Raw genomic sequence first — 24,219 nt, 5'->3', positions numbered from 1 at the left:
GGCCGCCGCAGCCGTCCCGGCCGTGCTCGGCGCCGGCGGCGCGACCGCCGCGACCATGCTCATGCCGCGCGGCGACGGCGCCCCGACGGCGGCGACCCAGGTGCTCGGCACCGCGGCCGCGGCGGAGGCGCTCGAGGGCGAAGAGGAGGAAGGCGAGGAGAAGAAGCGCAGCCCGTGGACGTGGCCGCTCATCGCCCTCATCTCGATCCTCGCGATCGTGCTCATCGGCACCGTGATCGCGCTGCTCGTCAACAACGGCGCCCAGGACGACCCGCCGTCCACCAGCCCCGAGCGCACGACCGCCACGACGCGTCCGACGAACACGACGACGCCGAGCCAGACCCCCAAGACGGTCGAGGTGAACGAGGCGGACTACCTCGGCATGAACATCGACGACGCCGAGGCCGCCCTCGAGGACCTCGGCCTCCAGGTCTCCCGCCAGGCCGGCTCGCCGGCCACCGACCCGACCGCCGCCAACACGGTCTCCGGCGTCAGCCCGACGGGGGCCGTCCCCGCGGGCGACACCGTCACCCTGACGTACTTCACCGCCGCCGAGAACCCGGCCGCGCCCTCGAGCGGCCCGACCGTCGCGGGAGCCGCGAACCCCACGGCGGGCACGACGATCACCGTCAACTGGGCCGGCCAGTCCTGCCCCGCCGGCCAGACCCTCACCGGGTACTCGCTGTCGGTGCTCGGCGATGCCACGGTCACCGGCAGCGGCACCTTCGGGCCCGGCACGACCTCGGGTTCGGTCGCGGTCGCGAACGTGCCCGGCGGTGCGTTCACGATGACCTTCACCTACAACTGCGGCTCGCTCGTCTCACCGCCGTCGCCGACGACGAACGTGACGATCGCCGCGGCGACCACGCCCGAGACCACGCCGGCCCCGCCCCCGACGGAGGATGGCGCGGCGCAGCCGCCGAGCGCGAGCCCGAGCACCGACTGACCCGCAGTACCCCGTCCGGCAGCGACTTGCCGGGCGGGGTATTCTCATCCCACGACACGTCGCGCCCCCGCCGACCCGAAGAACGGAGCCCGCCAGTGAACGACGAAGGCCGCCTGCTCGCTGGACGGTACCGCGTCGGTGAACTCATCGGCCGCGGCGGCATGAGCGACGTCTACGAGGGCGAAGACCTTCGCCTCGGGCGCCGCGTCGCCGTCAAGCTGCTCAAGCCGCAGCTCTCGACCGACCCGACCTTCCGCATGCGATTCCGCCAGGAGGCCCAGTCCGCGGCGCGCATGGCGCATCCCACCATCGTCCGTGTCTTCGACGCCGGCGAGGAGACGGTGCTCGACGATGCCGGGCAGGAGGTGCAGCTGCCCTTCATCGTCATGGAGTTCGTGGAGGGCCGCCTGCTCAAAGACATCGTCGCCGATGGGCCCCTCGAGCCGCAGGCCGCGGTCCGTGTCATCGACGGGGTGCTGACGGCCCTGGAGTACTCGCATCGCGCCGGCGTCGTGCACCGCGACATCAAGCCCGGCAACATCATGATCACCACCACCGGTCAGGTGAAGGTGATGGACTTCGGCATCGCCCGCGCGGTCAGCGACTCCTCGACGACGGTCGCCCAGACGACCGCCATCCTCGGCACGGCCTCCTATTTCTCACCCGAGCAGGCCAAGGGCGAGACGGTGGATGCCCGCACCGACCTGTACTCGACGGGCGTCGTGCTCTTCGAACTGCTGACCGGTCGACCGCCGTTCCGGGGAGACACCCCGGTGGCGGTCGCCTACCAACACGTGAGCGAGCAGCCGGCCAAGCCGAGCTCGATCAACCCGCGCGTCTCCCCCGCGCTCGACCTCGTCGTCATGCGCGCGCTCGCGAAGGACCGCAACGCGCGCTACCAGACGGCCGCGGAGTTCCGCACCGAAGTCGACGAGGCCGCGGCCGGCCGGGTGCCGGCGCGCAAGGAGGTCTCGGCGGCCACGGCGCTCTTCGGGGCGCCGACCGGTTCCCTCTCCACCTCGGAGCTCGCACTTCGCCAGCTCACGGAGGACGACACCGAGGGCCGCACCCAGCGCCGTCCTCCGGCGGTCTGGATCTGGTCCGGTGTGGCCGTCGTGGCGGTCATCGTCGTGGCGGTCCTCTTCTGGGCGGTCAACCTCACCCCCGGCAACGAACTGCCGTCGACGGCGCGCACGATTCCGGCCGAGATCGTCGGCATGACGTTCGAGGATGCCTCGGCGGAGCTCGATGCCCTCGGGCTGACGGTCGACCGCACCGATGTGGCGGACGACACCGTCCCGGCCGGTTCCGTCATCTCGAGCGATCCGCCGGCCGGCGAGACGATCACGGTCGACACCCCGGTGACCCTCACGGTGTCGACGGGCAAGGCCCAGACGCAGGTCCCGAACGTCGTGAACATGTCGCTCGACCAGGCCAAGGCCGCGCTCGAGCAGTACGGCCTCGTCGCCGGCACGATCGTCCAGGAGAACTCGCCGACGGCGTCTGCCGACACGGTGCTCGCGACGTCCCCGGCGGCCGCGGCTTCCGTCGAAGCCGGATCGACGGTCAATCTGACGGTCTCGAGCGGCGAGGTCACGATGGTCGACGTCGTCGGCCAGAACCTCGCCGACGCGACGAGCACGCTGCAGGCCGCGAACCTGCAGCTGACCGTGACGCCGCAGCCCGATCAGAGCTGCCCTGCGGTCGACGGCAGCCCGGTTATCTCCCAGTCCATTCCTCCGGGCGACGTGCCGCAGCACTCGACGGTCGAGCTGCGCTACTGCGCCGCAGCGGCGAACCAGGGCGGCACCGACGGCACCGACGGCGGCAACGGCGACGACGGCTCCAACGACAACGGGCTTGGCTCCTGGTTCCCCTGGACCAACGGCTGATCCCCAGTGAACGCGGAAGCGCCCGGCACCGGTTCATCCGGTGTCGGGCGCTTCCGCGTTCGGGCGGGGTTGCGTCTCAGGCGCTGCGGACCAACGGATTGAGCCGCTCGGCGCGCTCGCGGGCGCCGGCGAGGCCGGCGACCTCGAGCCAGTTGCCGAGCATCCGGTAGCCGCCCTCGGTGAGCACCGACTCGGGGTGGAACTGGACTCCGAAGATGGGGGCGCTCTCGTGCCGGAGGCCCATGATGACGCCGCCGGGCGTGCGGCTGGTGACGACGAGTTCGTCGGGTAGGGTGCCGTCGACCACCGCGAGCGAGTGGTATCGGGTCGCGGTGAACGGCTGCGGCACGCCGTCGTAGAAGGGCGAATCGTCGTGCTCGACGCTCGACGTCTTGCCGTGCATGAGCTCTTCGGCGTTCGTCACGACCCCGCCGAACGCCTCGGCGATCGCCTGGTGCCCGAGGCAGACGCCGAGCAGGGGCATCCCGGTCTCGAGTGCATTGCGCACGACGGGGATCGAGACGCCCGCGTCGGACGGCTTGCCCGGCCCCGGGGAGACGAGCACCGCGTCGTATTCGGCGAGCTTCGCCGGCACGTCCTCCACGGCGAAGTCGTCGTTGCGCACGACCTCGGTCTCGGCTCCGAGTTCCTGCAGGTACCCGTTGAGCGTGTAGACGAAGCTGTCGTAATTGTCGATGACGAGGACCTTGGTCATCATTCCTCCACGGTGACGTCGATGGGGTTGACGATGCCGTCGACCCACGGGAAAACCCACGTGAACAGCGCCCACACCACGACGGCGACGAGGACGAGCAGCAGGATGATCTTGACCCAGATCGGGCCGGGCAGCACGTGCCAGAGTGCGGCGTACATCAGGTCCCCCAATTCGCCACGTCGGCGGCGATCTCGGCGGGCGGTCCCGCCCAGGCGGGCCGCCAGGATTCGAGCACCCCGTACGCCGCGATGCGTTCGGCGGTCGAGTAGAGCGGGTTGCACGTCGTGAGCGTGATGATGCGGTCGACGGGCTGCAACTCGGGTCGGTGCGGCACCGGTGCGAGCACCTCCACGGTCGTCGGCGTCACGTACTCGAAGTCGCGGAACCGGTAGGTGTACCAGCCGTCGGGCGTCTGGATGTAGATCGCGTCGCCCAGTTGGAGTTGCTCGATCTCGTGCATGCCGCCGCCGTACGCGCTGCGGTGCGCCGCGATCGCGAAGTTGCCGACGGCACCGGGCATGGCGGTGTCGGGGTAGTGGCCGACTCCGAGCCGGTTCGAGTTCAGCACGTCGAGGCCGACGCCCTGCGCGACCGTGCGCTGGGATCCTTCGCCGAAGCGCGGCACGTACATGACGGCGAACGCGTCCCCGTTCGCGTGCTCGGCGGTGCTGACGACGGGCTCGCCGAAGTCCTCGATGCCGCCCTCGTCGACCGTCGGCTCCGGCGCATCCGTGGGCCGCACCGCGTCCGCGGTCCATTCCGAGCTCGACTCGCCCGCCGCGGCGGACTGCTGGCCGGCCAGGATCGCGTCGTTCCACCAGAGCTGCCAGCCGAGGAAGAGGAGGATGAGGACGCCGACCGTGACGAAGAGCTCGCCGATCACCCCGACGACGCTCGTGCGAGGTCGGGTGCGCTGGGGCTGCTCGCGCCCGGGCTTCGGCGGCATACTGCGATTCTAGGGCGACGGGCTGCGAGGAGCCCCGGCTCCGCCGGACCCGGCGTCCGGCGTGATCGTGCGGGTTCCGGCGAACGCACGGGCTCGCGGGACCGGTTACAATCATCCGCATGGCACGCACGAAGTCCCCCAAGCCCGAGCCGGCCGAGCAGCCCTCGGGCGAGGAAGCCCCCAACGCCGTCTGGTTCAAGCCGGTGATGTTCGGGTTCATGCTCCTCGGACTCGCGTGGATCCTGATCTACTACATCTCCGGCGGTTCGCTCCCGGTCCCCTCGATCGAGGCGTGGAACATCCTCGTCGGCTTCGGCATCGCCTTCATCGGGTTCCTCATGGCCACCCGCTGGCGCTGACCTGATTCGTCCGGAAGGGGCGGTGGATGCTTCGGCATCCACCGCCCTTTCCTTACTCGCAGGGCGTGCGACGTGCCGGCGCAACCCTGCGGGGTGCGGGAGGCGTCCCGCCCCTGACCTCCCGGTGAACTACACGGGTGTGATTACTTTCCCCAGGTGTGGACAGAGGTGTGGATAACCCTGTTGTTAACAACGACGGCCTGTGTGTTGTTAACACGGAATTGTGCAGAACGTCGCGGCGGATACGCGAACGCCCCGGTCCGCAGGGCGGACCGGGGCGTCATCCTCGCCGGCTCGGACGATCGGGAAGATCAGACGATCGGGAAGATGAAGTACCGGCACGAGAGCACGAGCAGCAGCAGGCCGACCGCGATGAGCAACCAGAGTTGCATCCGCTGCCGGCTGCGCTTGCGCGTCTCGACGAAGATCAGGCCGATGAGCGCGCCGATCACGAGGCCGCCGAGGTGGGCCTGCCAGGCGATGTTGAACCCGGGGATGAACCCCAGGGCCAGGTTGATCGCGAGCAGCACGAAGAGCTGGGTGGCGTCGCCGCCGAGGCGGCGCTGGATGACGAGGAAGGCGCCCATGAGGCCGAAGATCGCGCCCGAAGCGCCGACGACCCAGGTGCCCGGCGATGCCAGCCAGAGCACGCCGACCGAACCGCCCCAGCCGCTCAGCAAGAACAGCGCCAGGAAGCGCGACCGCCCGAGCGCACCCTCGAGCAGCTGGCCGAAGATCCACAGGGTGTACATGTTCAGCGCGAGATGCCAGATCGACCCGTGCGCGAACACCGACGTCAGCATCCGCCACGGTTCGAGATAGCCCGGCACCGAGAACACCCCGTTGTACGCGATGAGCCTGGTGATCGCGTCACCGAGGAAGAACTGGAGCGCGTACACCACGACGCAGATCGCGATGATCGAGTACGTCACGATCGGTCCGCCGCCGCGGATCGCAGCCCGCGATCTCGTGAGGATCGCGGGCTTCGTCTTGGGCGCGTTCGCCCGCTGCTCGCGCATGCACTCCGGGCAGACCACGCCGACGGCGGCGGGGGTCTGGCACTCGGGGCACACGGTGCGGCCGCACCGCTGGCACAGCACGTAGCTGCGCCGATCGGGATGCCGGTAGCAGAAGTCGTTCGCGCTCGGCGCGGCGTCGGGAGTCGCGCCCCAGCTCATCGGAGTCGGTCGCCGATCAGAGCTGCTCGACGGTGATCGACTCGATCACGACGTCGGAGAGCGGCTTGTCGCGGCCGTCGGTGGGGACCGCGCCGAGCGCGTCGACGACGGCCTTCGAAGCCTCGTCGTTGACCTTGCCGAAGATGGTGTGCTTGCCGAAGAGCCACGTGGTGGGCGCGACGGTGATGAAGAACTGCGAACCGTTCGTGCCGCGGCCGAACTGGATGCCCGCGTTGGCCATGGCGAGCACGTAGGGCTCGTTGAAGTCGAGCTCCGAGTTGATCTCGTCGTCGAACTGGTAGCCGGGGCCGCCGACGCCCTGACCGAGCGGGTCGCCGCCCTGGATCATGAAGCCGGGGATGATGCGGTGGAAGATGACGCCGTCGTACAGCGGGTCGGTCGTCTTCTGACCGGTGGCCGGGTGGGTCCACTCGATCTCGCCGGTGGCGAGGCCGACGAAGTTCTTCACGGTCTTCGGCGCGTGGTTGCCGTAGAGGTCGACCTTGATGGGTCCGTGGTTGGTGTTGATCGTCGCGACAGCGGTGGGAGAAACCATGGATCCATTTTCCCATAGGGCGACTCCACGGCAGTCGGATGCGGGGTTCGACGGGCGGCGTTCGCCACGGGCGCAAGCCGCCGAGTGCGGTGCGACGCCCGCGCTCGCTGTGATCTCGCCGAGTCCACTCCCCGCCGACGGGGGGTCTCGTGACAAGATGGGTGGAGTTCGCTGCCAACGATGGAGGTCGGAATGAGCCTGTCACGAAAGCGCCAGAAGGAACTCAAGCGGCTGCGCAGTGCCGCTGACGAGCTGTGGGGGAACCAGCAGGCGGTCATCGACCAGGCCAACGTGGTCGCCAAAGAGGCGAGCCGCCAGCTCGGGAACTACACGCGGGAGTCCGTGGTTCCGAAGGTGAAGTACGGATACGAGACCGGCGTCGCCAGCGCCAAGCTCTACGCCGGTAAGGCGTCGAAGGCCGTCGGCGACACCGTCGTGCCCGCCGCCGGCCATGCGCTCGGCGCCGCACTCGCGATCGGCGACGTCGCACAGCAGCACCGCCTCAGCCGCGCCGCGAGCGCGATGAAGTCGTACCGGGCGCCGGAGCCCGAGCCGAAGAAGCACGGGTTCGGCACGTTCCTCGCCATCGCCGCCGGCGTCGCCGCGGCGGGCGCCGTCGCCTACGCCGTCTGGCAGACCTTCCGCGCCGACGACGAGCTGTGGGTGGCCGACGACGAGCCGACGCCGCCGAGCCCGGCCTGAGGCCCTCCCGGCGCCTCGCACGCTTCGAACGCCCCGGACCGCACCCGCGGTCCGGGGCGTTTCGTCGTGCCGGCGCGCTGCTGGGGGACGTCCGTCCGGACTCACCGAGAATCCCCCTTGCGAAACCTGAGAGATTGCCTGTACCGTGATCTCTCGGTCACGAACGCACGCCACGAGAGGAGAAACCGATGTCCAAGATGCCGCACATGTTTGCCGCCACGACCGGTGTTTTCCGTGGAGTCGTTCCGATGACCCGGCGACTTCTCGGGTAATCCCGGTCTGCTTCCGCCCCGCGAGTCCGCTTCGCGCCGTCGCCGTTCCGGCTGACCGCATCGCCTCGCATCTGCGCCGTCACGGCTCTCCGCCGTCGATCTGAGCGCCGCCCGTTCGTCGGGATTCCGACGGCCGCATCGCGCACGACGACTCGTGCGTTCGTCCGCGGTCGTCCCGTTCCACCATCCGGCATCCCCGAGGATGTCCGCCGGCTCAGGCGTTCGCGACCACGATCCAGAGCCCACTCGTCTCCATGTGAGGAACCAGACACCATGTCTACCCAACTGACCACCGCCCACCCTCCCTGTCCGACGCCCGTCTCCCCCGCCATGCTGCAGCGCAGCATCCGCGAGCGGATGTCGCGCCGTCTCGCCCTGGCGCTCATCGCCTGGGGCCGACGCACCAGCGTCGGCGACACCGACCCGCACGAACGTGCGCTCCGCCGCCGCGAGGCGCACGAGGCGCACGCCGTGCACCAGGCGGATCTGATCCGCCAATCGCTGCACCCCGGCGTCTACCGCTGATCACGGAAGATCCGGCGCAGCCGGGATGACCGGTGGCGGGCGCCGTGCGTCCGCCACCGATCCCCGACAGAACGACCGCGCGGCGCGCTCCCTTCGAGGGGTGCGCCGCGCGGTCGTGTTCCACGTGGACCGAGAGACCTGCCGGCCGCGGTTCAGCCGCGCGGCCGGCCGTCGGCGGGCTCATCGCGGTCGAGGCCGAGCCCGATATCGACGAGGCCCACGCGGTGCAGGCGGGGCACCTCGCCGAGGCGGAACCACCGGGCCTCGTCGCTCGACCCGCCGACCTCGTTCGCGAGCTCCCCGCCGATCACTCGCGCGCGATAGACGATCCGCAGCCCGTACTGGTCGGCCTTCGCTCCTGGGTGCCGGCGCGAGCGCGGGATGATGATGCGGTCGACGCCGAGCAGTCGTTCGACTTCAGCGTCGTAGCCCGTCTCTTCCCGGATCTCGCGGATGGCGCCGTCGATGGGATGCTCGTCGCCCTCGAGTCCGCCGCCGGGCAGCGTCCACCCGGAACGACCGAGCTCGTTCCAATGCGAGAGCAGGACGAGCCCGTCGCGGATGATCACGCCATAGGCGGCGATGCGCAGGTCCATCCGGACAGCCTAGGCACTGCGTCAGCCCGTCTCCCGACGTGTGACGCAGCGGGGTTCGCCCGGCAACGGGACGCCGCTCATTCCGGCGGGACGGACTGCTCCGACCCCGGCCCGCACACGACAATGCCCGATCCAGTGGACCGGGCATTGTTTCCGTGGAGCCTAGGAGAATCGAACTCCTGACATCCTGCTTGCAAAGCAGGCGCTCTACCAACTGAGCTAAGGCCCCGGAACCCGACCAGTCTACCCGACCGACGAAGCGGTGTTCGTCGCCTTCGACGCCCGCAAGACGCGCCGGCGGACCTGCCGTGGAACGAGTGAACCCCGCTTCGATCGTTCGATCGAAGCGGGGTTCTTCGGTGGGGATACGAGGACTTGAACCTCGGACCTCTTCGTTATCAGCGAAGCGCTCTAACCGCCTGAGCTATATCCCCGGAATCGGGCCGCAGGCAAGCTTACCCGACGATTCCCGAAACTCCCAATCGAGGCCGGAAGGCCTGGTCGGGAACGGTTTTTCAGTTGTTGGTGAAGCCGACGAGGATGCCGCCGGTGATCTTCACGGAGAGGTTGTACAGCAGGGCGACGATGGCACCGAGCGCCGTGATGACGACCAGGTTCACGAGCGCCGAGATGAACGCGAAGCCCATCACGTTGCCCATGGACAGGAACGACATCAGGTCGTTGCCGGCGCCCGCGACATCCTGGATGAGCTGGTTGACCTCGTCGAAGACGCCGGTCGAGCTCAGCACCGAGTACACGAGGAACGTCGCCACGACGGAGACGACCGCGACGCACACGGCGACGAGGAAGGACAGTTTCACGGCCGACCAGAAGTCGACGTAGACCAGTCGGAGACGGACCTGCTTCGCGGGGGGCCGCTTGCTGGACTTCTTGGCGAGCTTGTCTGCGACGCTGCTCATTCGGCTGACTCCTCCCCCGACTCCGGTTCGGCGTCGGATTCACTCGCGTCGAGGTTGCGTTCCGAGTTGCGGGCGACCGCGATGATCCGGTCGTCATCCGCGAACTTCGCGAAGACCACGCCCATCGTGTCGCGCCCCTTGGCGGGCACCTCGGCGACGTCAGAGCGTACCACCTTGCCGCTGGCAAGAACCACGAGCACCTCGTCGCGGTCGCCCACGATGAGGGCCCCCGCGAGATCGCCGCGGTCGTCGGAGAGCTTGGCGACCTTGATGCCGAGGCCGCCGCGGCCCTGGAGGCGGTACTGCTCGAGCGCAGTGCGCTTGGCGTAGCCGCCCTCGGTGACGACGAACACGTACGGCACCTCGGGTCCGTCCTCGCCGGCAGGCCGCGAGTGGGCGACGACCGCGGCGTTGAGCAGCGTGTCGTCCCCTCGGAAGGACATGCCCTTCACGCCCGAGGTCGAGCGGCCCATCGGGCGCAGCGTGTCGTCGGCGGCCGCGAAGCGCAGCGACATCCCCTTGCGCGAGACGAGCAGGATGTCATCGCCCTCGTCGACGAGCATCGCCGCGACGAGCTCGTCCTCCTCGCGGAGCTTGATCGCGATGACGCCGCGCGAGCGGTTCGTGTCGTACTCCTCGAGCGCGGTCTTCTTGAGCAGGCCGTCGCGGGTCGCGAGCACGAGGTACTTCGCGACCCCGTAGTCGCGGATGTCCAGGATCTCGGCGATCTCCTCGTCGGGCTGGAGCTCGAGGAGGTTCGCGACGTGCTGGCCCTTCGCGTCGCGGCCGGCCTCCTGCACCTCGTACGCCTTGACGCGGTACACGCGGCCCTTGTTCGTGAAGAACAGCAGCCAGTGGTGGGTCGTCGTGACGAAGAAGTGCTCCACGACATCGTCGGCGCGCAACTGCGCTCCCTTGACGCCCTTGCCGCCGCGGTGCTGCGAGCGGTAGTTGTCGCTCCGCGTGCGCTTGACGTAGCCGCCGCGGGTGACGGTGACCACCATCTCCTCTTCGGGGATGAGGTCCTCGATCGACATGTCGCCGTCGAAGCCCGGCATGATGTGCGTGCGACGCTCATCCCCGAACTTCGCGACGATCTCGGCGAGCTCCTCGGAGATGATCGAGCGCTGGCGCACCTCGTCCGCGAGGATCGCGCGGTACTCGGCGATCTCGAGTTCGAGCTCGGCCAGGCGGTCGAGGATCTTCTGACGTTCGAGGGCCGCGAGGCGGCGCAGCTGCATCGCGAGGATCGCGTCGGCCTGGAGCTGGTCGACGCCGAGCAGGTCGATGAGGCCGGCGCGGGCGGCATCCACGTCGGGCGAGCGCCGGATGAGCGCGATGACCTCGTCGAGCATGTCGAGCGCGAGGGCGTAGCCGCGCTGGATGTGCGCGTCCGCCTCGGCCTTGTTCAGGCGGTACTGGGTACGGCGCACGATGACGTCGACCTGGTGGTCGACCCAGTGGGCGATGAAGCCGTCGATCGAGAGCGTGCGGGGCACGCCGTCGACGATCGCGAGCATGTTCGCGCCGAAGTTGTCCTGCAACTGCGTGTGCTTGTACAGGTTGTTGAGCACGACCTTCGCGACCGCGTCGCGCTTCAGCACGATGACGAGGCGCTGGCCGGTGCGGCCCGAGGTCTCGTCGCGGATGTCAGCGATGCCCGAGATCTTGCCGTCCTTGACGAGGTCGGCGATCTTGATCGCGAGGTTGTCGGGGTTCACCTGGTACGGCAGCTCGGTCACGACGAGGCAGGTGCGGCCCTGGATCTCCTCGACGCTGACGACCGCGCGCATCGTGATCGACCCGCGGCCGGTGCGGTAGGCGTCCTGGATGCCCTTGGTGCCGAGGATCTGGGCGCCGGTCGGGAAGTCCGGACCCTTGATGCGCTGGAGCAGCGCCTCCTGCAGCTCTTCGCGCGAGGCATCCGGGTGCTCGAGGTACCACTGCGCGCCCGCGGCGACCTCGCGGAGGTTGTGCGGGGGGATGTTCGTCGCCATGCCGACGGCGATGCCGACCGAGCCGTTGACGAGCAGGTTCGGGAAGCGCGCCGGCAGGATCGACGGCTCGAGCGTGCGGCCGTCGTAGTTGTCCTGGAAGTCGACGGTGTCCTCGTCGATGTCGCGCACCATCTCGAGCGCGAGCGGGGCCATCTTCGTCTCGGTGTATCGAGGCGCGGCCGCGCCGTCGTTGCCGGGCGAGCCGAAGTTGCCCTGGCCGAGCGCGAGCGGGTACCGAAGCGACCACGGCTGCACGAGGCGCACGAGCGCGTCGTAGATCGCCGAGTCGCCGTGCGGGTGGAACTGGCCCATGACGTCGCCGACGACGCGGGCGCACTTGGAGAACGCCTTGTCGGGGCGGTAGCCGCCGTCGTACATGCCGTAGAGCACGCGGCGGTGCACGGGCTTGAGGCCGTCCCGCACGTCGGGCAGGGCGCGCCCGACGATGACGCTCATCGCGTAGTCGAGGTAGGACCGCTGCATCTCGAGCTGCAGGTCGACCTGGTCGATCCTGCCGTGGATGCCGGGACCCTCGGTGTCGGGAGTCTGCTCGTCGCTCATCGTTCTCGTTCCTTGCAGTCTGGGTCTCGATACGCCGGCCGGACGGGCCGGCTACTCGACCTTGATCGGATCGCCGCTGGCGCGGCTCGCGCGATCAAATGTCGAGGAAGCGGACATCCTTCGCGTTCTTCTGGATGAACGTGCGCCGTGCCTCGACGTCCTCGCCCATCAGCGTGGTGAACACCTCGTCGGCGGCGGCGGCGTCCTCCATGGAGACCTGCAGCAGCGTGCGGGTCTCGGGGTTCATCGTCGTCTCCCAGAGTTCCTGGTAGTTCATCTCGCCGAGACCCTTGTAGCGCTGGATCCCGTTCTCCTTCGGGATGCGCTTGCCCTTGGCGATGCCGTCGGCGAGCAGTGCGTCGCGCTCGGCGTCGGAGAACACGTACTCGTGCTCGGAGTTGGTCCACTTCAGGCGGTAGAGCGGCGGCTGCGCGAGGTAGACGTGGCCGAGTTCGATGAGCGGGCGCATGAAGCGGAAGAGCAGGGTCAGCAGCAGCGTCGTGATGTGCTGGCCGTCGACGTCGGCATCCGCCATGAGCACGATCTTGTGATAGCGCGCCTTCTCGGGGTTGAAGTCCTCGCCGATGCCGGCGCCGAACGCCGTGATCATCGCCTGGATCTCCGTGTTCGCGAGCGCGCGGTCGAGGCGGGCCTTCTCGACGTTCAGGATCTTGCCGCGCAGCGGCAGGATGGCCTGGGTCTCGGGGTTGCGGCCCTGCACGGCGGAGCCGCCGGCCGAGTCGCCCTCGACGATGAAGATCTCGGAGACCGAGGGGTCCTTCGACGAGCAGTCCTTGAGCTTGCCCGGCATGCCGCCCGACTCGAGGAGGCCCTTGCGCCGGGTCGCCTCGCGGGCCTTGCGGGCCGCCATGCGGGCCGTCGCGGCGCCGATCGCCTTGCGGATGATGTCGCGCGCCTGGTTCGGGTTGCGGTCGAACCAATCGGTGAGCTGGTCGGAGACGACGCGCTGCACGAACGCCTTCGCCTCGGTGTTGCCGAGCTTCGTCTTCGTCTGGCCCTCGAACTGCGGCTCGGCGAGCTTGATCGAGATGACGGCGGTGAGGCCCTCGCGAATGTCCTCGCCCGTGAGGTTGGCGTCCTTCTCCTTGAGGAGGTTCTTCTCGCGCGCGTACTTGTTGACGAGCGTCGTCATGGCCGCACGGAAGCCCTCTTCGTGGGTGCCGCCCTCGTGGGTGTTGATGACGTTCGCGAACGTGTAGACCGATTCGGTGTAGGCCGTGGTCCACTGCATCGCGACCTCGAGCGCCATCCCGCGTTCGGCGTCCTCCGACTCGAAGTCGATGATCTCCTCGTGGATGACCTCGCTGCGCTTGGCCTTGTTGATGTACTCCACGTAGTCGACGAGACCGCGCTCGTAGAGGAAGGTGTCGTGGCGGGGTCCCTGCGTCTCCGCGTCGGCGTCGCCGTCGAGATCAAGGTCGTCGAGCCCGTCGAGCTGCTCGGTCGGCCGGAGGTCGGTGAGCTCGATGCGGAGGCCCTTGTTGAGGAAGGCCGTCTGCTGGAAGCGCGTGCGGAGCGTCTCGTAGTCGAACTCGACCGTCTCGAAGATCTCGGGGTTCGGCCAGAACGTGATGGTCGTGCCGGTCGCCTCGGTGGCCTCGCCCTTGGCGAGCGGCGCCTCGGGGACGCCGACGTGGTAGCGCTGGGTGTAGAGGTGGCCCTGACGGCGCACCTCGACGTCGAGTCGCGTCGACAGCGCGTTCACGACCGAGGAGCCGACGCCGTGCAGACCGCCGGAGACGGCGTAGCCGCCGCCGCCGAACTTGCCGCCGGCGTGCAGGACGGTGAGGACGACCTCGACCGTCGAACGACCCTCCGTCTTGTGGATGTCGACGGGGATGCCTCGGCCGTCGTCGACGACGCGGATGCCGCCGTCGGGCAGGATCGTGACGTCGATCGCGGTCGCCTGGCCCGCGAGCGACTCATCGACGGAGTTGTCGACGATCTCGTACACCAGGTGGTGCAGTCCGCGGGGGCCCGTGGACCCGATGTACATGCCGGGACGCTTGCGAACCGCTTCGAGGCCCTCGAGCACCTGGATTGCGTCGGCGCCGTATTCGGGCTCGGCCTTCGTCGGTTCCGCTGTCATAACTGAATCGGGCTCCTGACCGTCGATTGGCGACATCCGATTCTAACAGTGCAGGGCTCTCGAACAGCCCGAGAACGCCCCTCTCCGGGGATTTCTTTCCGCCGGTGACCGTTTTCGTCGGCTCAGCCGTAGGTATCGCGCGGACCGCGCCCTGGAACCGATCTGGGACCCTTTTTCCAGGATGGCGCGTCCGGCCCTTGAAAGCGGATCGACTGCACCCCCGATTCGGGGAACTTCTCGAGGATGCGCGTGACGAGACCGGCCTGCACCAGCCGGAGCTGCACCGCCCAGGCCGTGGACTCGCACTTGACCGCGAGGACCGGGCCCTCGACGGCGAGCGGCTCGGAGTGCGCGGCGATGTCGGCGCCCGCGATCTCGACCCACGACGCCAGCAGCGCGTGCTGGGAGAGCGGGGCGCTCCAACCGAGTTCGCTCGTGAGCTTCGCGAGCGCGTCGCCGAGCGGGCGCGGGTCGCGGCCGGGCGTGAAGGGCAGGTCTTCGGTGGGCTCGTGCCGACGCTTCGGCCGCCGCCGCGGCGCCTGCTCGGCACCGCCGAAGATCTCCCGGAAATGCCGGTAGACGCGCTCGGCCTCGGCCAGCGGGTCGGGCCGCGCGTCGTGCTGGGGGTCGACCGCCGTCATCCGTCCGCTCCCTCCGTGGCCTCGGTCCCATCCTCGCCGTCGCCGGTCCCATCCTCGCCGGTTCCGGGGACATCGCCAGCCGGGGCGACCGCGACGACGTGCTCGCCGTCCTGCTCGAGGATGCGACCCGCGTCGATGTGCACGAGCCGCGCGGCGAGCTCGGTCGGGACGTCCTCGAGCACGGCGGCCGTGATGAGCACCTGCTCGTATCCCGCGATCGCCGCGGCGAGCCGCTCCCGTCGCCGTCGATCGAGTTCGGCGAAGACGTCGTCGAGCACGAGCACGGGGTCGCCCGCCGGGGAATCGCGGCGGAGGAGTTCGGCGCCGGCCAGACGCAGCGCGAGTGCGAACGACCAGGACTCGCCGTGGCTCGCGTACCCCTTCGCAGGCAGCCCGTTGAGCTCGAGGAGCACATCATCGCGGTGCGGACCGACGAGCGTCACGCCGCGCTCGAGCTCGCGCCGACGCACGGACGCCAACGCCGTACGGAACCGGTCGGCCGTGCCCGCGTCGGCGGGGAGCTCGGCCGAGGCCGCACCGCGGTCGCGGTCGTCCTGCTCGCCCGCGCCGTCGATGGAAAGCTGCGGTGTCAAGGTCGGACGGTGATCGGCGTCCACGATGCCCGCATAGGCGAGACGCACGGGCTCGGCGAGTTCGGCGACGAGCCGGCTTCGACGGTCGATGAGTTCGGTGCCGAACTCCACGAGGCGTTCGTCCCAGATGTCGAGCGTGGTCAGCTTGTCGGCCGCCGTGCCGCGCGCCTTCGCCGACTTGAGCAGCGAGTTGCGCTGCCGGAGCACGCGGTCGTAGTCGGCCATGACGCCCGCGAGGCGCGGGCTGAGCTGCACGAGCAGCTCGTCGAGCAGTCGACGGCGCTGACCGGGCTCGCCGCGCACGATCGCGAGATCCTCCGGGGCGAACAGCACGGAATGGCAGTAGCGCGGCAGGTCGCGCGGCTTCGCCGGCGAACGGTTCACCTGTGCGCGGTTCGCTCCCGAACGATTCACCTGGAGTTCGACGAGGATGTCGCGGCCGTCGTGCGACAGCAGGGCACGCACGATCGCGGCATCAGCTCCGGCCCGGACCAACGGCTGGTCGGCGGACACCCGGTGCGAACCGAGCGTCGCGAGATAGCCGATCGATTCGACGAGGTTGGTCTTGCCCTGGCCGTTGCGGCCGACGAGGACGGTCGGGCCGGCATCGAGCTCGAGCTCCGCTCGTTCGTAGTTGCGCCAGTCGGTGAGCGAGAGCCGTGCGACGTGCATCGACGCACTCCTCCCGCTCGAACCGACCGCCTCAGGGTACCGGGCGCTCCCGACACGACCGATGCGGCGGCCGGCCCGAGGAGGGCGGTCGCCGCATCCGTTCCGGTTCAGCGCAGCAGCAGGTTCGGCTGCAGCAGGTAGCGGTAGCTGTCGGTGCCGGCCTGGTCGCGCGACGTCTGCGCGGTGATGAGGACGGGGCCCGGCTTGTTGGGGTTCTCGGTCTTCGTGAATGAGATGCGCACGTACTCCGAGTGCACGGCGCCGAGGCCGTCGAGGAGGAACTGCGGCTTCAACGAGACGACCACCTCGTCGCCGGTGACGATCGCGTCGACCGTCTCGGACGCCTGGGCCTGCTCGCTGCCGATGGCCTCGAGCTTCAGGCCGTCCTCGCCGAACGAGTACCGCAGCGCGGCCTCGCGCTCGAGCACGAGGGAGACGCGCCGAGTGGCTTCGATGAGCTCGGCGGTGTTGAGCACCGCGTAGTTGTCGACCGTCTCGGGGAAGAGCCGACGCACGGGCGGGAAGTTGCCCTTGATGAGCAGCGAGGTGACCGTCTTCTTCTCCGCCGAGAAGGCGATCAGCTGGCGGTCGTCGCGCGCTGTGATCGAGACGGAGATGTTGCCCGAGTGACCGAAGGTCTTGCCGACCTCCTGCAGCGTGCGAGCCGGGACCAGCGCGGTCGCGGCGTCTTCGCCTGCGGTGCCGCCGTCCCAGTCGATGTCGCGGATCGCGACGCGGTAGCGGTCGGTCGCGACGAGGCTGAGGCGGTTGTCGGCGATCTCGAGCTGCACCCCGGTGATGACGGGCGTGACGTCGTCGCGAGATGCGGCGACGGCCACCTGCGAGACGGCGTCCGCGAAGTCCTCGGCCGGCACGAGGCCCGTCGGGGCATCGATCTCCGGGATCGCGGGGTACTCCTCGACCGGCATGGACAGCAGCGTGAACTTGGCGCTGCCGCACGAGACGGAGATGCGGGTCTCCTCGGTGACGAAGCGCACGGGCGCGTTCGGGAGCTTGCTCGCGATGTCGGCGAGGAGTCGGCCGGAGACGAGCACCGTGCCGGGCTCCTCGACATCGGCGGCGATCTCGGTCTGCGACGACACCTCGTAGTCGAAGGACGACAGCACGAGGCCCTCGTCGGTCGCCTGGATCAGCACGCCCGAGAGGATCGGCAGCGTCGTGCGCTGCGGCAGCAGCTTCACGGCGAACGAGACGGCCTCGCTGAACACGTCGCGGTTGACCTGGAACTTCACACGTTCTCCCGTCGATCTCGTGGCTGCGCTCACGGGATCGGTGCACCCGCGCGCGCCCTCCAATGCTAGGGGGTGGGCCCGACGAGGCGCACACGCGGCGCCGTGCCGGGACGGATTGCACAAGTGTGGATAACTTGTGGATTGTTAACGAGCAACCCGCCTCGAATTGTTCAGTCCGGGGGCCGGCTTGTGAATTGGATGTCGGTCGCGACGACGGCTGCCCCGAGTCATCCGTGCTGTTAACACAGGACCTCCACAAAGGGGATCGGCTCGGATGCGCGGGTTCGCGCGGGTCGTACGAACTGTCCACAGTTTCCACACGCGTTAACGCTGTTAACAGACTGCTGTTAACACCACGGAGTTCCGACAACCTGAGGTTGTGGACGGTTCGGATCGAACCCGGGCTGCCGAGTCAGTCCGTCGCCGACTGCGCAGCAACGCGAAACGGCGCCGGCCGAGGGCCAGGCGCCGCATCGCGAAGCTTCGGATTCAGCGGATCCGGCTCGTCTGCTTGATCCGCGCCGTCAGCTCGGTGACCTGGTTGTAGATCGATCGGCGCTCCTTCATGAGCTCCGAGATCTTCTTGTTGGCGTACATCACCGTGGTGTGGTCGCGGTTGCCGAAGAGCTGGCCGATCTTCGGCAGCGACAGGCTCGTCATCTCCCGGCAGAGGTACATCGCGATCTGCCGTGCGGTCGCGACCGCCTGCGACCGGCTCGACCCGTAGAGGTCGTCGACCGTGAGCTTGAAGTAGTCCGCCGTCGCCGTGATGATGTCGACCGGCGCCACGACGTTGTCGGAGTCGTCCGTGATGAGGTCCTTCAGCACCGTCTGGGTGAGCTGCATGTCGACGGGCGTGCGGTTGAGGCTCGCGAAAGCCGTCACGCGGATGAGTGTGCCCTCGAGTTCGCGGATGTTCGACGAGACCTTCGTCGCCATGTACTCGAGGATGTCGTCCGGGACCATGAGCCGCTCGGACTGCGCCTTCTTGCGCAGGATCGCGATGCGCGTCTCGAGGTCCGGTGCCTGGACGTCGGTGATGAGCCCCCACTCGAATCGCGACCGCATCCGGTCCTCGAACCCGGTGAGATGCTTGGGCGGCACGTCGCTCGTGATGACGACCTGCTTGTTGTGGTCGTGGAGCGTGTTGAACGTGTGGAAGAAGGCTTCCTGCGTCTCGGCCTTGCCCTGCAGGAATTGGATGTCGTCGATCAGCAGGATGTCGATGTTGCGGTAGCGCTGCTGGAAGAGCGCGCCGCGGTTGTTCGCGATCGAGTTGATGAAGTCGTTCGTGAACTCCTCGGAGCTGACGTAGCGCACCCGGATGCCCGGGTACATCGACTGCGCGTAGTGCCCGATCGCATGGAGGAGGTGGGTCTTGCCGAGCCCGGAGTCGCCGTAGATGAAGAGCGGGTTGTAGGCCTTCGCCGGCGCCTCGGCGACCGCGACCGCGGCCGCGTGCGAGAAGCGGTTGGACTGGCCGATGACGAAGTTGTCGAAGCTGTACTTCGGGTTGAGCCGTGAGTCGCGCGGCGGTTCCGGGCTCGTGTGCTCGAAGACCGACTGCGGTGCGGCCGGCGTCGCGACGTCGTCGGCCGGCGCTCCCACGATGCCGATCGGTCCGCGGGGCGACGGCACCGGTCCGTCGGGCAGACCGGTGTCGAACCGGGGCGCCTCCTCGAGCTCCGGGTTCACGACGACGTAGAAACTCGTCGGCGCCTGGTCGAGCGAGGCCATCGCGGTGAGCAGGGCGACGCGCATCCGCTGATTGAGCATCGTCGCAGTGAAGTCGTTGGGCACCTCGAGGTAGAACGTGCCGCCGCCGATCCCCTTGGGACGCACGAGACCGAGGAACGCCTTCATGTACTCGGTGAGCGCCTCGTCGTCGTCGAGGCGTCCGAGCACGGTCGCCCAGATCTCATCGGCAGTCGGCTCGTCGGCCATCGTTCCCCGCATCCCTACGTCATGTCGCGCCGCTCATCGTTCCCCCGACGATGCAGCGAGCGGCACGAGCTCGATTCATCCACACTGTTATCCACCGCCACCGCAGGCGAAGCCGGGAAACCGGCGGAATCTCGCGGAACAGGTTGGGGATAACTCGGACTGACAACGTATCGGAGTGCGACCCTCCGGCCAAATAACTCGCGCACAGCCTGTGGACCGATGCGTGTCGCGGCGAGCGGATGCTGAGTATCGGGCGATAATCGATGGTTTCGGCGCCGCCGGGCTTTGTCCGCCAGGGCGTCATGCCGTAGGGTAATGAGGTTGACCCACGCCCAACCAGGGCGCTGAAGTTTCCCGGGCCGCCGCTGCAGTTGTGCGATCCGAGGACAAAACCCCCGTTCGGAGCACGAAATGACCAAGCGCACGTTCCAGCCCAACAACCGCCGCCGCGCCAAGAAGCACGGCTTCCGCCTGCGCATGCGCACCCGCGCCGGCCGCGCCATTCTCTCGGCCCGCCGCAGCAAGGGCCGCACCGAGCTCTCCGCCTGAGCCTCGGTGCTCGCCAGGGCCAACCGTCTCACGAGCGCCGAGGACTATCGCGTCCTCGTCCGCCGAGGCGCACGGTCCGGAGGCGCGCACATCGTGAGCTACTACCGCATCACCGGCACCGGCGTTCCGGCCCGCTTCGGATTCATCGTTTCGAAGAAGGTCGGCAACGCCGTTTGTCGTAACTCCGTTCGGCGACGCCTGAAGGCGGCCAGCCGCGGTCTCGTCGACGCCGGCTTCTCCGGCGTCGATGTCGTCTTCCGGGCGCTGCCCTCCGCCGCTGACGCCGGGTGGGATGCCCTCGAGCGCGATGTGCAGAAGACCGGGCAACGCACGGTCCGCACGGAAGAGCACTGACTCATGCGCAGCATGCTGTCGACGGTCGCGTATCTCCCGCGGAATCTCGCGGTCGTGCTGCTCGTCGGCTACCGGAAGCTCATCTCGCCGCTCTACGGCGACGTCTGCCGCTACTACCCGTCGTGCTCGGCCTACGGGCTCGGATCGGTGCAGCAACGCGGCGTCCTCGTCGGCAGCGGTCTGACGCTCTGGCGCATCCTTCGCTGCAACCCCTTCGCGCGCGGCGGCATCGACGAGGTGCGCACCGGTCGGCGCGGCCCGTTGCGCATCACCCCGTTCGGTTTCGTGGTGCCCGGCGAGGGCGTCCCCGCCGATCATCATGCGACCGGGCACCACCACCACACGGGTACAGACCTGCACGAGCACCCGACCTCCGCTCGGCTCACCGACTCCCCCGCACTGTCCCGAAAGGACTGATCCCCGCCCATGGACTTCATCGGCATCATTCTCTGGCCCATCAAATGGGCCATCGAGTTGCTCCTCGTCTCCTTCCACTCCATGTGGACGTTCTTCGGGATGGACCCGGACAGCGGTGTGACGTGGGTGCTCTCGATCGTCGGCCTCGTGGTCGTCGTGCGCGCCGCCCTGATCCCGCTCTTCGTGAAGCAGATCAAGAACCAGCGCCGCATGCTCGAGGTCGCGCCGCAGCTGAAGAAGATCCAGGACAAGTACCGCGGGAAGAACGACCAGTTCTCCCGCGAGGCGATGTCCAAGGAGACGATGGCGCTCTACCAGCAGACCGGGACCAACCCGCTCTCCTCGTGCTTGCCGCTCCTCATCCAGATGCCGATCTTCTTCGGCCTCTTCTCGGTGCTGAACGACGCGTACAACAAGGGCACTGCCGGCGTCGGCCTCCTCTCGCAGGATCTCGCGCAGTCCTTCGCGCACGCCGAGTTCCTGGGTGCGCCCCTCAGTTCGACGCTCGTCAAGGCCGTCAATGAGGGCGGCCCGTGGCAGGTCATCGCGATCGCCGTCACGATGATCGTGCTGATGACCGCGTCGCAGTTCATCACGCAGCTCCAGATCGTCTCCAAGAACATGTCCGAGGAGACCAAGGCGAGCCCGATGTTCCGGCAGCAGCGCATCCTCCTCTACCTGCTCCCCTTCGTGTTCCTCTTCTCCGGCGTCGCCTTCCCGCTCGGCGTGATGTTCTACTGGCTCACCACGAACTTCTGGACCATGGGTCAGCAGTTCCTCGTGATCCGCAACATGCCCACGCCCGGTAGCCAGGCGGCGAAGGAGCGCGAGGAGCGTCTCGCCCGCAAGGGCAAGCTCGTCGTCGACGAGGGCGCCGGGGGCCCGACGATCGTCCTCGAAGAGAAGAAGCCGACGCAGCGTCAGCAGCCGATGAGCAAGGCACGCGCGAAGAAGCAGCAGGGCACGACCGGCCGGCCGGCCGCGGCCGACGGCACGAACGACACCGGGAAGTGAACGACATGACGGACATCCAGGCCGAAGCCCAGCCGGAGACCACGGACCTCTCGCAGCTCGAAGCGGAAGGCGACATCGCCGCCGACTACATCGAGGAGCTGTTGGACATCGCCGATCTCGACGGTGACATCGACATCGACGCTCGGAACGGACGCGCCTACCTGTCGGTCAATGCCACGTCCGGCGCCAACCTCGCAGTGCTCTCGAAGCCCGAGACCGTCGGTGCGTTGCAGGAGCTCACGCGTCTCGCCGTCCAGGCGAAGACCGGTTCGTTCTCGCGCCTCATCCTCGACATCGGCGGCTCGCGCGACGCGCGCAAGTCGGAGCTCGGACGCATCGTCGATCGCGCGGTCGAGAAGCTCGAAGCGGGCGCGACTGAGGCGGCACTCCCCCCGATGTCTTCGTACGAGCGCAAGCTCGTGCACGACCTGGTCGCCGAGCACGGGTTCCACTCGGAGTCCCGCGGCGAAGGCGCAGACCGCCACACGGTCATCTCGCGCACCGCGTGATGTTTCACGTGAAACGGACTGGATGCGCGCATGAGTGACGTCGAGCAGCCGGAGGCGGCCCAGGTCGCCGCTCCGGCGGTCGTCGAAGCCGAGCCTGCCGCGGCTGCTGAGTTCTTCGGCGAACACATCGACGGCGTTCGTGCGTTCGCCGCGGCGTTGACGAAGCACGGCGAGGAGCTCGGGCTGATCGGCCCGCTCGAACTCCCCCGCCTGTGGACGCGACACCTTCTGAACAGCGGGCTCGTCGCTCCGCTGCTCCGGCCGGGCCGTGTTGCCGACGTCGGCAGCGGCGCCGGCCTGCCCGGCCTGGTGCTGGCGATCCAGCGTCCTGATGTCGACTTCGTGCTGATCGAGCCCATGGAGCGGCGCGTGGCGTGGCTCGAGCGGCAGGTCGCGGAACTCGGACTGCAGAACGTGACCGTCGTCCGTGCTCGCTCCGAGGAAGCGCGAATGGATGACTCCTTCACGCAGGTCACGGCGCGCGCGGTCAGCGCGCTTCGCACGTTGATCCCGATCACCGCTCCCCTGCTGAAGGATGGCGGCGAGCTCGTGCTGATGAAGGGCTCGAGCGTGGAGCGCGAGATCGACGCCGCCGCCAAGGTGTTCCGCAAGTACCGGGTGACTGAGCCCGAGGTTCTGGTCCTCGGTGAAGGCATCGTCCCGGAGGCCGAACTCACGCGAGTGTTCCGCGCGATCGTGCACTGAGCACCGGCTTTTCGAAGGCCGTGTCCCGCGAGGGATGCGGCCTTCGTCGTTCGTTCGGGCAGGTTCGTCTGGGTGACGCAGGGCGGCTCTGTTGGCTCGCGCCGAGGTCGGCTCGCTGTGGTCGGGAGTCACGCGGGTGCCGTTCGTAGCTTCGCCGTCACGTCCGTCGGTGGGCGGCGTCCTCACCGCGCGTTGGCTCCGGACGGTCGTCGCCGGCATGGAGTGCGGTTGCTGGGCAAGGGCGGCAGCCGGCGGTCTAGCTCTCTCGCGCTTCGGATGCCTGCGCTGCGTGCGTTTGGTGTCTCGTCGATGCGGTGAAGCTCAGTCTGATCACCGCACGCTGCCGCGCAGCACGACCGGCTCATCCCGTTGCCGGCGGGGTCCGTCGGAGGGCGTGAATCGCATCGCCCGTGCGACGGTTCGCGGTACTGCCGAGCCGTCTCCGCGAGCCTGCCGAGGCGCTGCTTCGCGCTTCCTCGGCGGTGATGCTCGGAGGGATCCCGATGGGGCGCCGTAGGCGGAGGGCCGGAGCGAACTCTCGGTTCACGGTTGTCAGCCGGGATGAGTTTCGGAATCGACCTGGCTCGGCGGCGTCGGCAAGGCCCTACTGGGGAGGGTACGAATCCTGCATCCTCGGTCGTCACGTGGGGGGACTGACCTGAAACCAGCTCTGCTCGCTGCTCCTGCAGGGAGCCCCTCGCGGGTCGAGGTGCTTGGAGCGAGAGTCCGGCAGTTCAGGTGAGACGTGCGCTTGCGGCTCCTGAACACCCGTCTCCGCCCATGCGGGATCTCCCTGAGTGCGCTGAGGCCGGATGGGTCGTCGCAGTGGTCCAGTTCGTCACTGGTCGCCGAGCGGCTCACTACTGCTTGTCGTCGTCGGGCGGTGGCTTCGTCGGGAGACGTGAGGGCGAGCCGGACGCGGGAGTCATCCGAGGGAAGCCGCCGGGGCCCGCCGAGGGAAGCCGTCTGACGGGGTCCTGGCGACCGAGGCGGTAGGAGGTTCGGGGCTGGTTGACGGTGTCGGCCGGACATTGTTACGACTTCCCGACGCACGTTCCTGAGTCTGCCTGCCGCTGATGCCCCCCGGGTCTGTGGCGATTGCATTCTCGGCGGCGGTGTCCTGGGGATGTTGTCGCCGGCACCTTCTCGAAGCCTCGCGTCCCCCGCGCACCTCTGCTTCCACTTCCGATCCTCTTCCACCTCTGCTTCCTCTTCCGAGCCTCTTCGTCGCTGCCCTGGTCTCGTAGTTTCGCGCCGGAGTTGCGGAGTTCGCGCATCGGTCCGTCACGGTCA

Annotated in this window: 24 protein-coding genes and 2 tRNA genes; 11 read left to right on the top strand and 15 right to left on the bottom strand. The window is 68.5% G+C overall.

Annotated elements, in window-relative coordinates:
• Positions 1–946 (top strand): PASTA domain-containing protein (locus GB864_RS02675; RefSeq protein ID WP_160422804.1); only part of this gene is annotated, 946 nt, incomplete at its 5' end.
• A 95-nt stretch (positions 947–1,041) separates the two neighbouring features.
• Complete coding sequence (gene pknB, locus GB864_RS02670; protein ID WP_160422803.1) at positions 1,042–2,838, top strand: Stk1 family PASTA domain-containing Ser/Thr kinase; 1,797 nt, start codon at positions 1,042–1,044, stop codon at positions 2,836–2,838.
• Positions 2,839–2,914: 76 nt separating this feature from the next.
• On the opposite strand, the gene GB864_RS02665 is transcribed toward pknB, so the two are convergent.
• Genes GB864_RS02665 through GB864_RS02660 form a run of 3 tightly spaced genes read right to left on the bottom strand, consistent with a single transcriptional unit; the run spans position 2,915 to position 4,499 of the window.
• Positions 2,915–3,553 (bottom strand): anthranilate synthase component II, encoded by a 639-nt coding sequence (locus GB864_RS02665; protein ID WP_160422809.1) that lies wholly within the window; start codon positions 3,551–3,553, stop codon positions 2,915–2,917.
• Positions 3,553–3,711 (bottom strand): hypothetical protein, encoded by a 159-nt coding sequence (locus GB864_RS18095; protein ID WP_202106936.1) that lies wholly within the window; start codon positions 3,709–3,711, stop codon positions 3,553–3,555. Before GB864_RS18095 ends, GB864_RS02665 begins: the two co-directional genes overlap by 1 nt.
• Complete coding sequence (locus GB864_RS02660) at positions 3,711–4,499, bottom strand: class E sortase (RefSeq protein WP_160422802.1); 789 nt, start codon at positions 4,497–4,499, stop codon at positions 3,711–3,713. Before GB864_RS02660 ends, GB864_RS18095 begins: the two co-directional genes overlap by 1 nt.
• Positions 4,500–4,618: 119 nt before the next feature.
• Between GB864_RS02660 and GB864_RS02655 the strand changes: the two genes are divergently transcribed.
• Entirely contained in the window at positions 4,619–4,858 is a 240-nt protein-coding gene (locus GB864_RS02655) for a cell division protein CrgA (protein ID WP_160422801.1), read from the top strand.
• A 311-nt stretch (positions 4,859–5,169) separates the two neighbouring features.
• Here the strand turns inward: GB864_RS02655 and GB864_RS02650 are convergent, their stop codons facing one another.
• Together GB864_RS02650 and GB864_RS02645 are read right to left on the bottom strand one after the other, a co-directional pair.
• Positions 5,170–6,036, bottom strand: coding sequence for a rhomboid family intramembrane serine protease (locus tag GB864_RS02650; RefSeq protein WP_160422800.1), 867 nt, complete (start codon positions 6,034–6,036; stop codon positions 5,170–5,172).
• A gap of 16 nt (positions 6,037–6,052) precedes the next feature.
• Positions 6,053–6,592, bottom strand: coding sequence for a peptidylprolyl isomerase (locus GB864_RS02645; protein ID WP_160422799.1), 540 nt, complete (start codon positions 6,590–6,592; stop codon positions 6,053–6,055).
• A gap of 192 nt (positions 6,593–6,784) precedes the next feature.
• Between GB864_RS02645 and GB864_RS02640 the strand changes: the two genes are divergently transcribed.
• Together GB864_RS02640 and GB864_RS02635 are read left to right on the top strand one after the other, a co-directional pair.
• Complete coding sequence (locus GB864_RS02640) at positions 6,785–7,294, top strand: DNA helicase (RefSeq protein ID WP_160422798.1); 510 nt, start codon at positions 6,785–6,787, stop codon at positions 7,292–7,294.
• A gap of 545 nt (positions 7,295–7,839) precedes the next feature.
• Positions 7,840–8,091 carry a hypothetical protein gene (locus GB864_RS02635; RefSeq protein WP_160422797.1) on the top strand — a complete coding sequence of 84 codons (252 nt, stop codon included), beginning with the start codon at positions 7,840–7,842 and terminating at the stop codon, positions 8,089–8,091.
• A gap of 152 nt (positions 8,092–8,243) precedes the next feature.
• Here the strand turns inward: GB864_RS02635 and GB864_RS02630 are convergent, their stop codons facing one another.
• From GB864_RS02630 to dnaA, 10 genes are all read right to left on the bottom strand, one after another.
• Positions 8,244–8,687, bottom strand: coding sequence for an NUDIX hydrolase (locus tag GB864_RS02630; RefSeq protein WP_160422796.1), 444 nt, complete (start codon positions 8,685–8,687; stop codon positions 8,244–8,246).
• Between the two features lie 156 nt (positions 8,688–8,843).
• Positions 8,844–8,916, bottom strand: a tRNA-Ala gene (locus tag GB864_RS02625).
• 131 nt (positions 8,917–9,047) lie between these two features.
• A tRNA-Ile gene (locus tag GB864_RS02620) sits at positions 9,048–9,121 on the bottom strand.
• 81 nt (positions 9,122–9,202) lie between these two features.
• Positions 9,203–9,607 (bottom strand): DUF3566 domain-containing protein, encoded by a 405-nt coding sequence (locus tag GB864_RS02615; protein ID WP_160422795.1) that lies wholly within the window; start codon positions 9,605–9,607, stop codon positions 9,203–9,205.
• The gene (gyrA, locus tag GB864_RS02610; protein WP_160422794.1) at positions 9,604–12,165 is read right to left on the bottom strand and encodes a DNA gyrase subunit A; all 2,562 of its coding nucleotides are present in this window, start codon (positions 12,163–12,165) and stop codon (positions 9,604–9,606) included. Before gyrA ends, GB864_RS02615 begins: the two co-directional genes overlap by 4 nt.
• Positions 12,166–12,259: 94 nt before the next feature.
• Positions 12,260–14,275, bottom strand: a complete 2,016-nt coding sequence (gene gyrB / locus GB864_RS02605) for a DNA topoisomerase (ATP-hydrolyzing) subunit B (protein WP_160422793.1) — start codon at positions 14,273–14,275, stop codon at positions 12,260–12,262.
• Between the two features lie 122 nt (positions 14,276–14,397).
• Positions 14,398–14,916 (bottom strand): DciA family protein, encoded by a 519-nt coding sequence (locus GB864_RS02600; protein WP_160422792.1) that lies wholly within the window; start codon positions 14,914–14,916, stop codon positions 14,398–14,400.
• Positions 14,913–16,181, bottom strand: coding sequence for a DNA replication/repair protein RecF (recF, locus tag GB864_RS02595; RefSeq protein ID WP_160422791.1), 1,269 nt, complete (start codon positions 16,179–16,181; stop codon positions 14,913–14,915). Before recF ends, GB864_RS02600 begins: the two co-directional genes overlap by 4 nt.
• A 107-nt stretch (positions 16,182–16,288) precedes the next feature.
• Complete coding sequence (dnaN, locus tag GB864_RS02590; RefSeq protein ID WP_160422790.1) at positions 16,289–17,434, bottom strand: DNA polymerase III subunit beta; 1,146 nt, start codon at positions 17,432–17,434, stop codon at positions 16,289–16,291.
• A gap of 489 nt (positions 17,435–17,923) precedes the next feature.
• A complete protein-coding gene (gene dnaA / locus GB864_RS02585) occupies positions 17,924–19,378 on the bottom strand; it encodes a chromosomal replication initiator protein DnaA (RefSeq protein WP_160422789.1) in 1,455 nt (484 codons plus the stop codon).
• 411 nt (positions 19,379–19,789) lie between these two features.
• Between dnaA and rpmH the strand changes: the two genes are divergently transcribed.
• The 6 genes from rpmH to rsmG are packed head-to-tail and all read left to right on the top strand — an operon-like array spanning position 19,790 to position 22,926.
• Positions 19,790–19,927, top strand: a complete 138-nt coding sequence (gene rpmH / locus GB864_RS02580) for a 50S ribosomal protein L34 (protein ID WP_160422788.1) — start codon at positions 19,790–19,792, stop codon at positions 19,925–19,927.
• Between the two features lie 6 nt (positions 19,928–19,933).
• Positions 19,934–20,281: a ribonuclease P protein component gene (gene rnpA, locus GB864_RS02575; RefSeq protein ID WP_160422787.1), complete on the top strand. Its 348-nt coding sequence runs from the start codon at positions 19,934–19,936 to the stop codon at positions 20,279–20,281.
• A 3-nt stretch (positions 20,282–20,284) separates the two neighbouring features.
• Positions 20,285–20,698, top strand: coding sequence for a membrane protein insertion efficiency factor YidD (gene yidD / locus GB864_RS02570; protein WP_160422786.1), 414 nt, complete (start codon positions 20,285–20,287; stop codon positions 20,696–20,698).
• Positions 20,699–20,707: 9 nt separating this feature from the next.
• Positions 20,708–21,712, top strand: coding sequence for a membrane protein insertase YidC (gene yidC, locus GB864_RS02565; protein ID WP_160422785.1), 1,005 nt, complete (start codon positions 20,708–20,710; stop codon positions 21,710–21,712).
• A gap of 5 nt (positions 21,713–21,717) precedes the next feature.
• A complete protein-coding gene (locus GB864_RS02560; RefSeq protein WP_160422784.1) occupies positions 21,718–22,221 on the top strand; it encodes a Jag family protein in 504 nt (167 codons plus the stop codon).
• A 30-nt stretch (positions 22,222–22,251) separates the two neighbouring features.
• Entirely contained in the window at positions 22,252–22,926 is a 675-nt protein-coding gene (gene rsmG, locus GB864_RS02555) for a 16S rRNA (guanine(527)-N(7))-methyltransferase RsmG (protein WP_160422783.1), read from the top strand.
• The last annotated feature ends 1,293 nt before the right edge of the window (positions 22,927–24,219 follow it).

The organism is Agromyces seonyuensis, from assembly GCF_009789225.1.
In the GTDB taxonomy this organism is placed as follows: domain Bacteria; phylum Actinomycetota; class Actinomycetes; order Actinomycetales; family Microbacteriaceae; genus Agromyces; species Agromyces seonyuensis.
The sequence above is the reverse complement of the archived record's forward strand: the minus strand, read 5'-3'. Positions and strand labels throughout refer to the sequence as shown.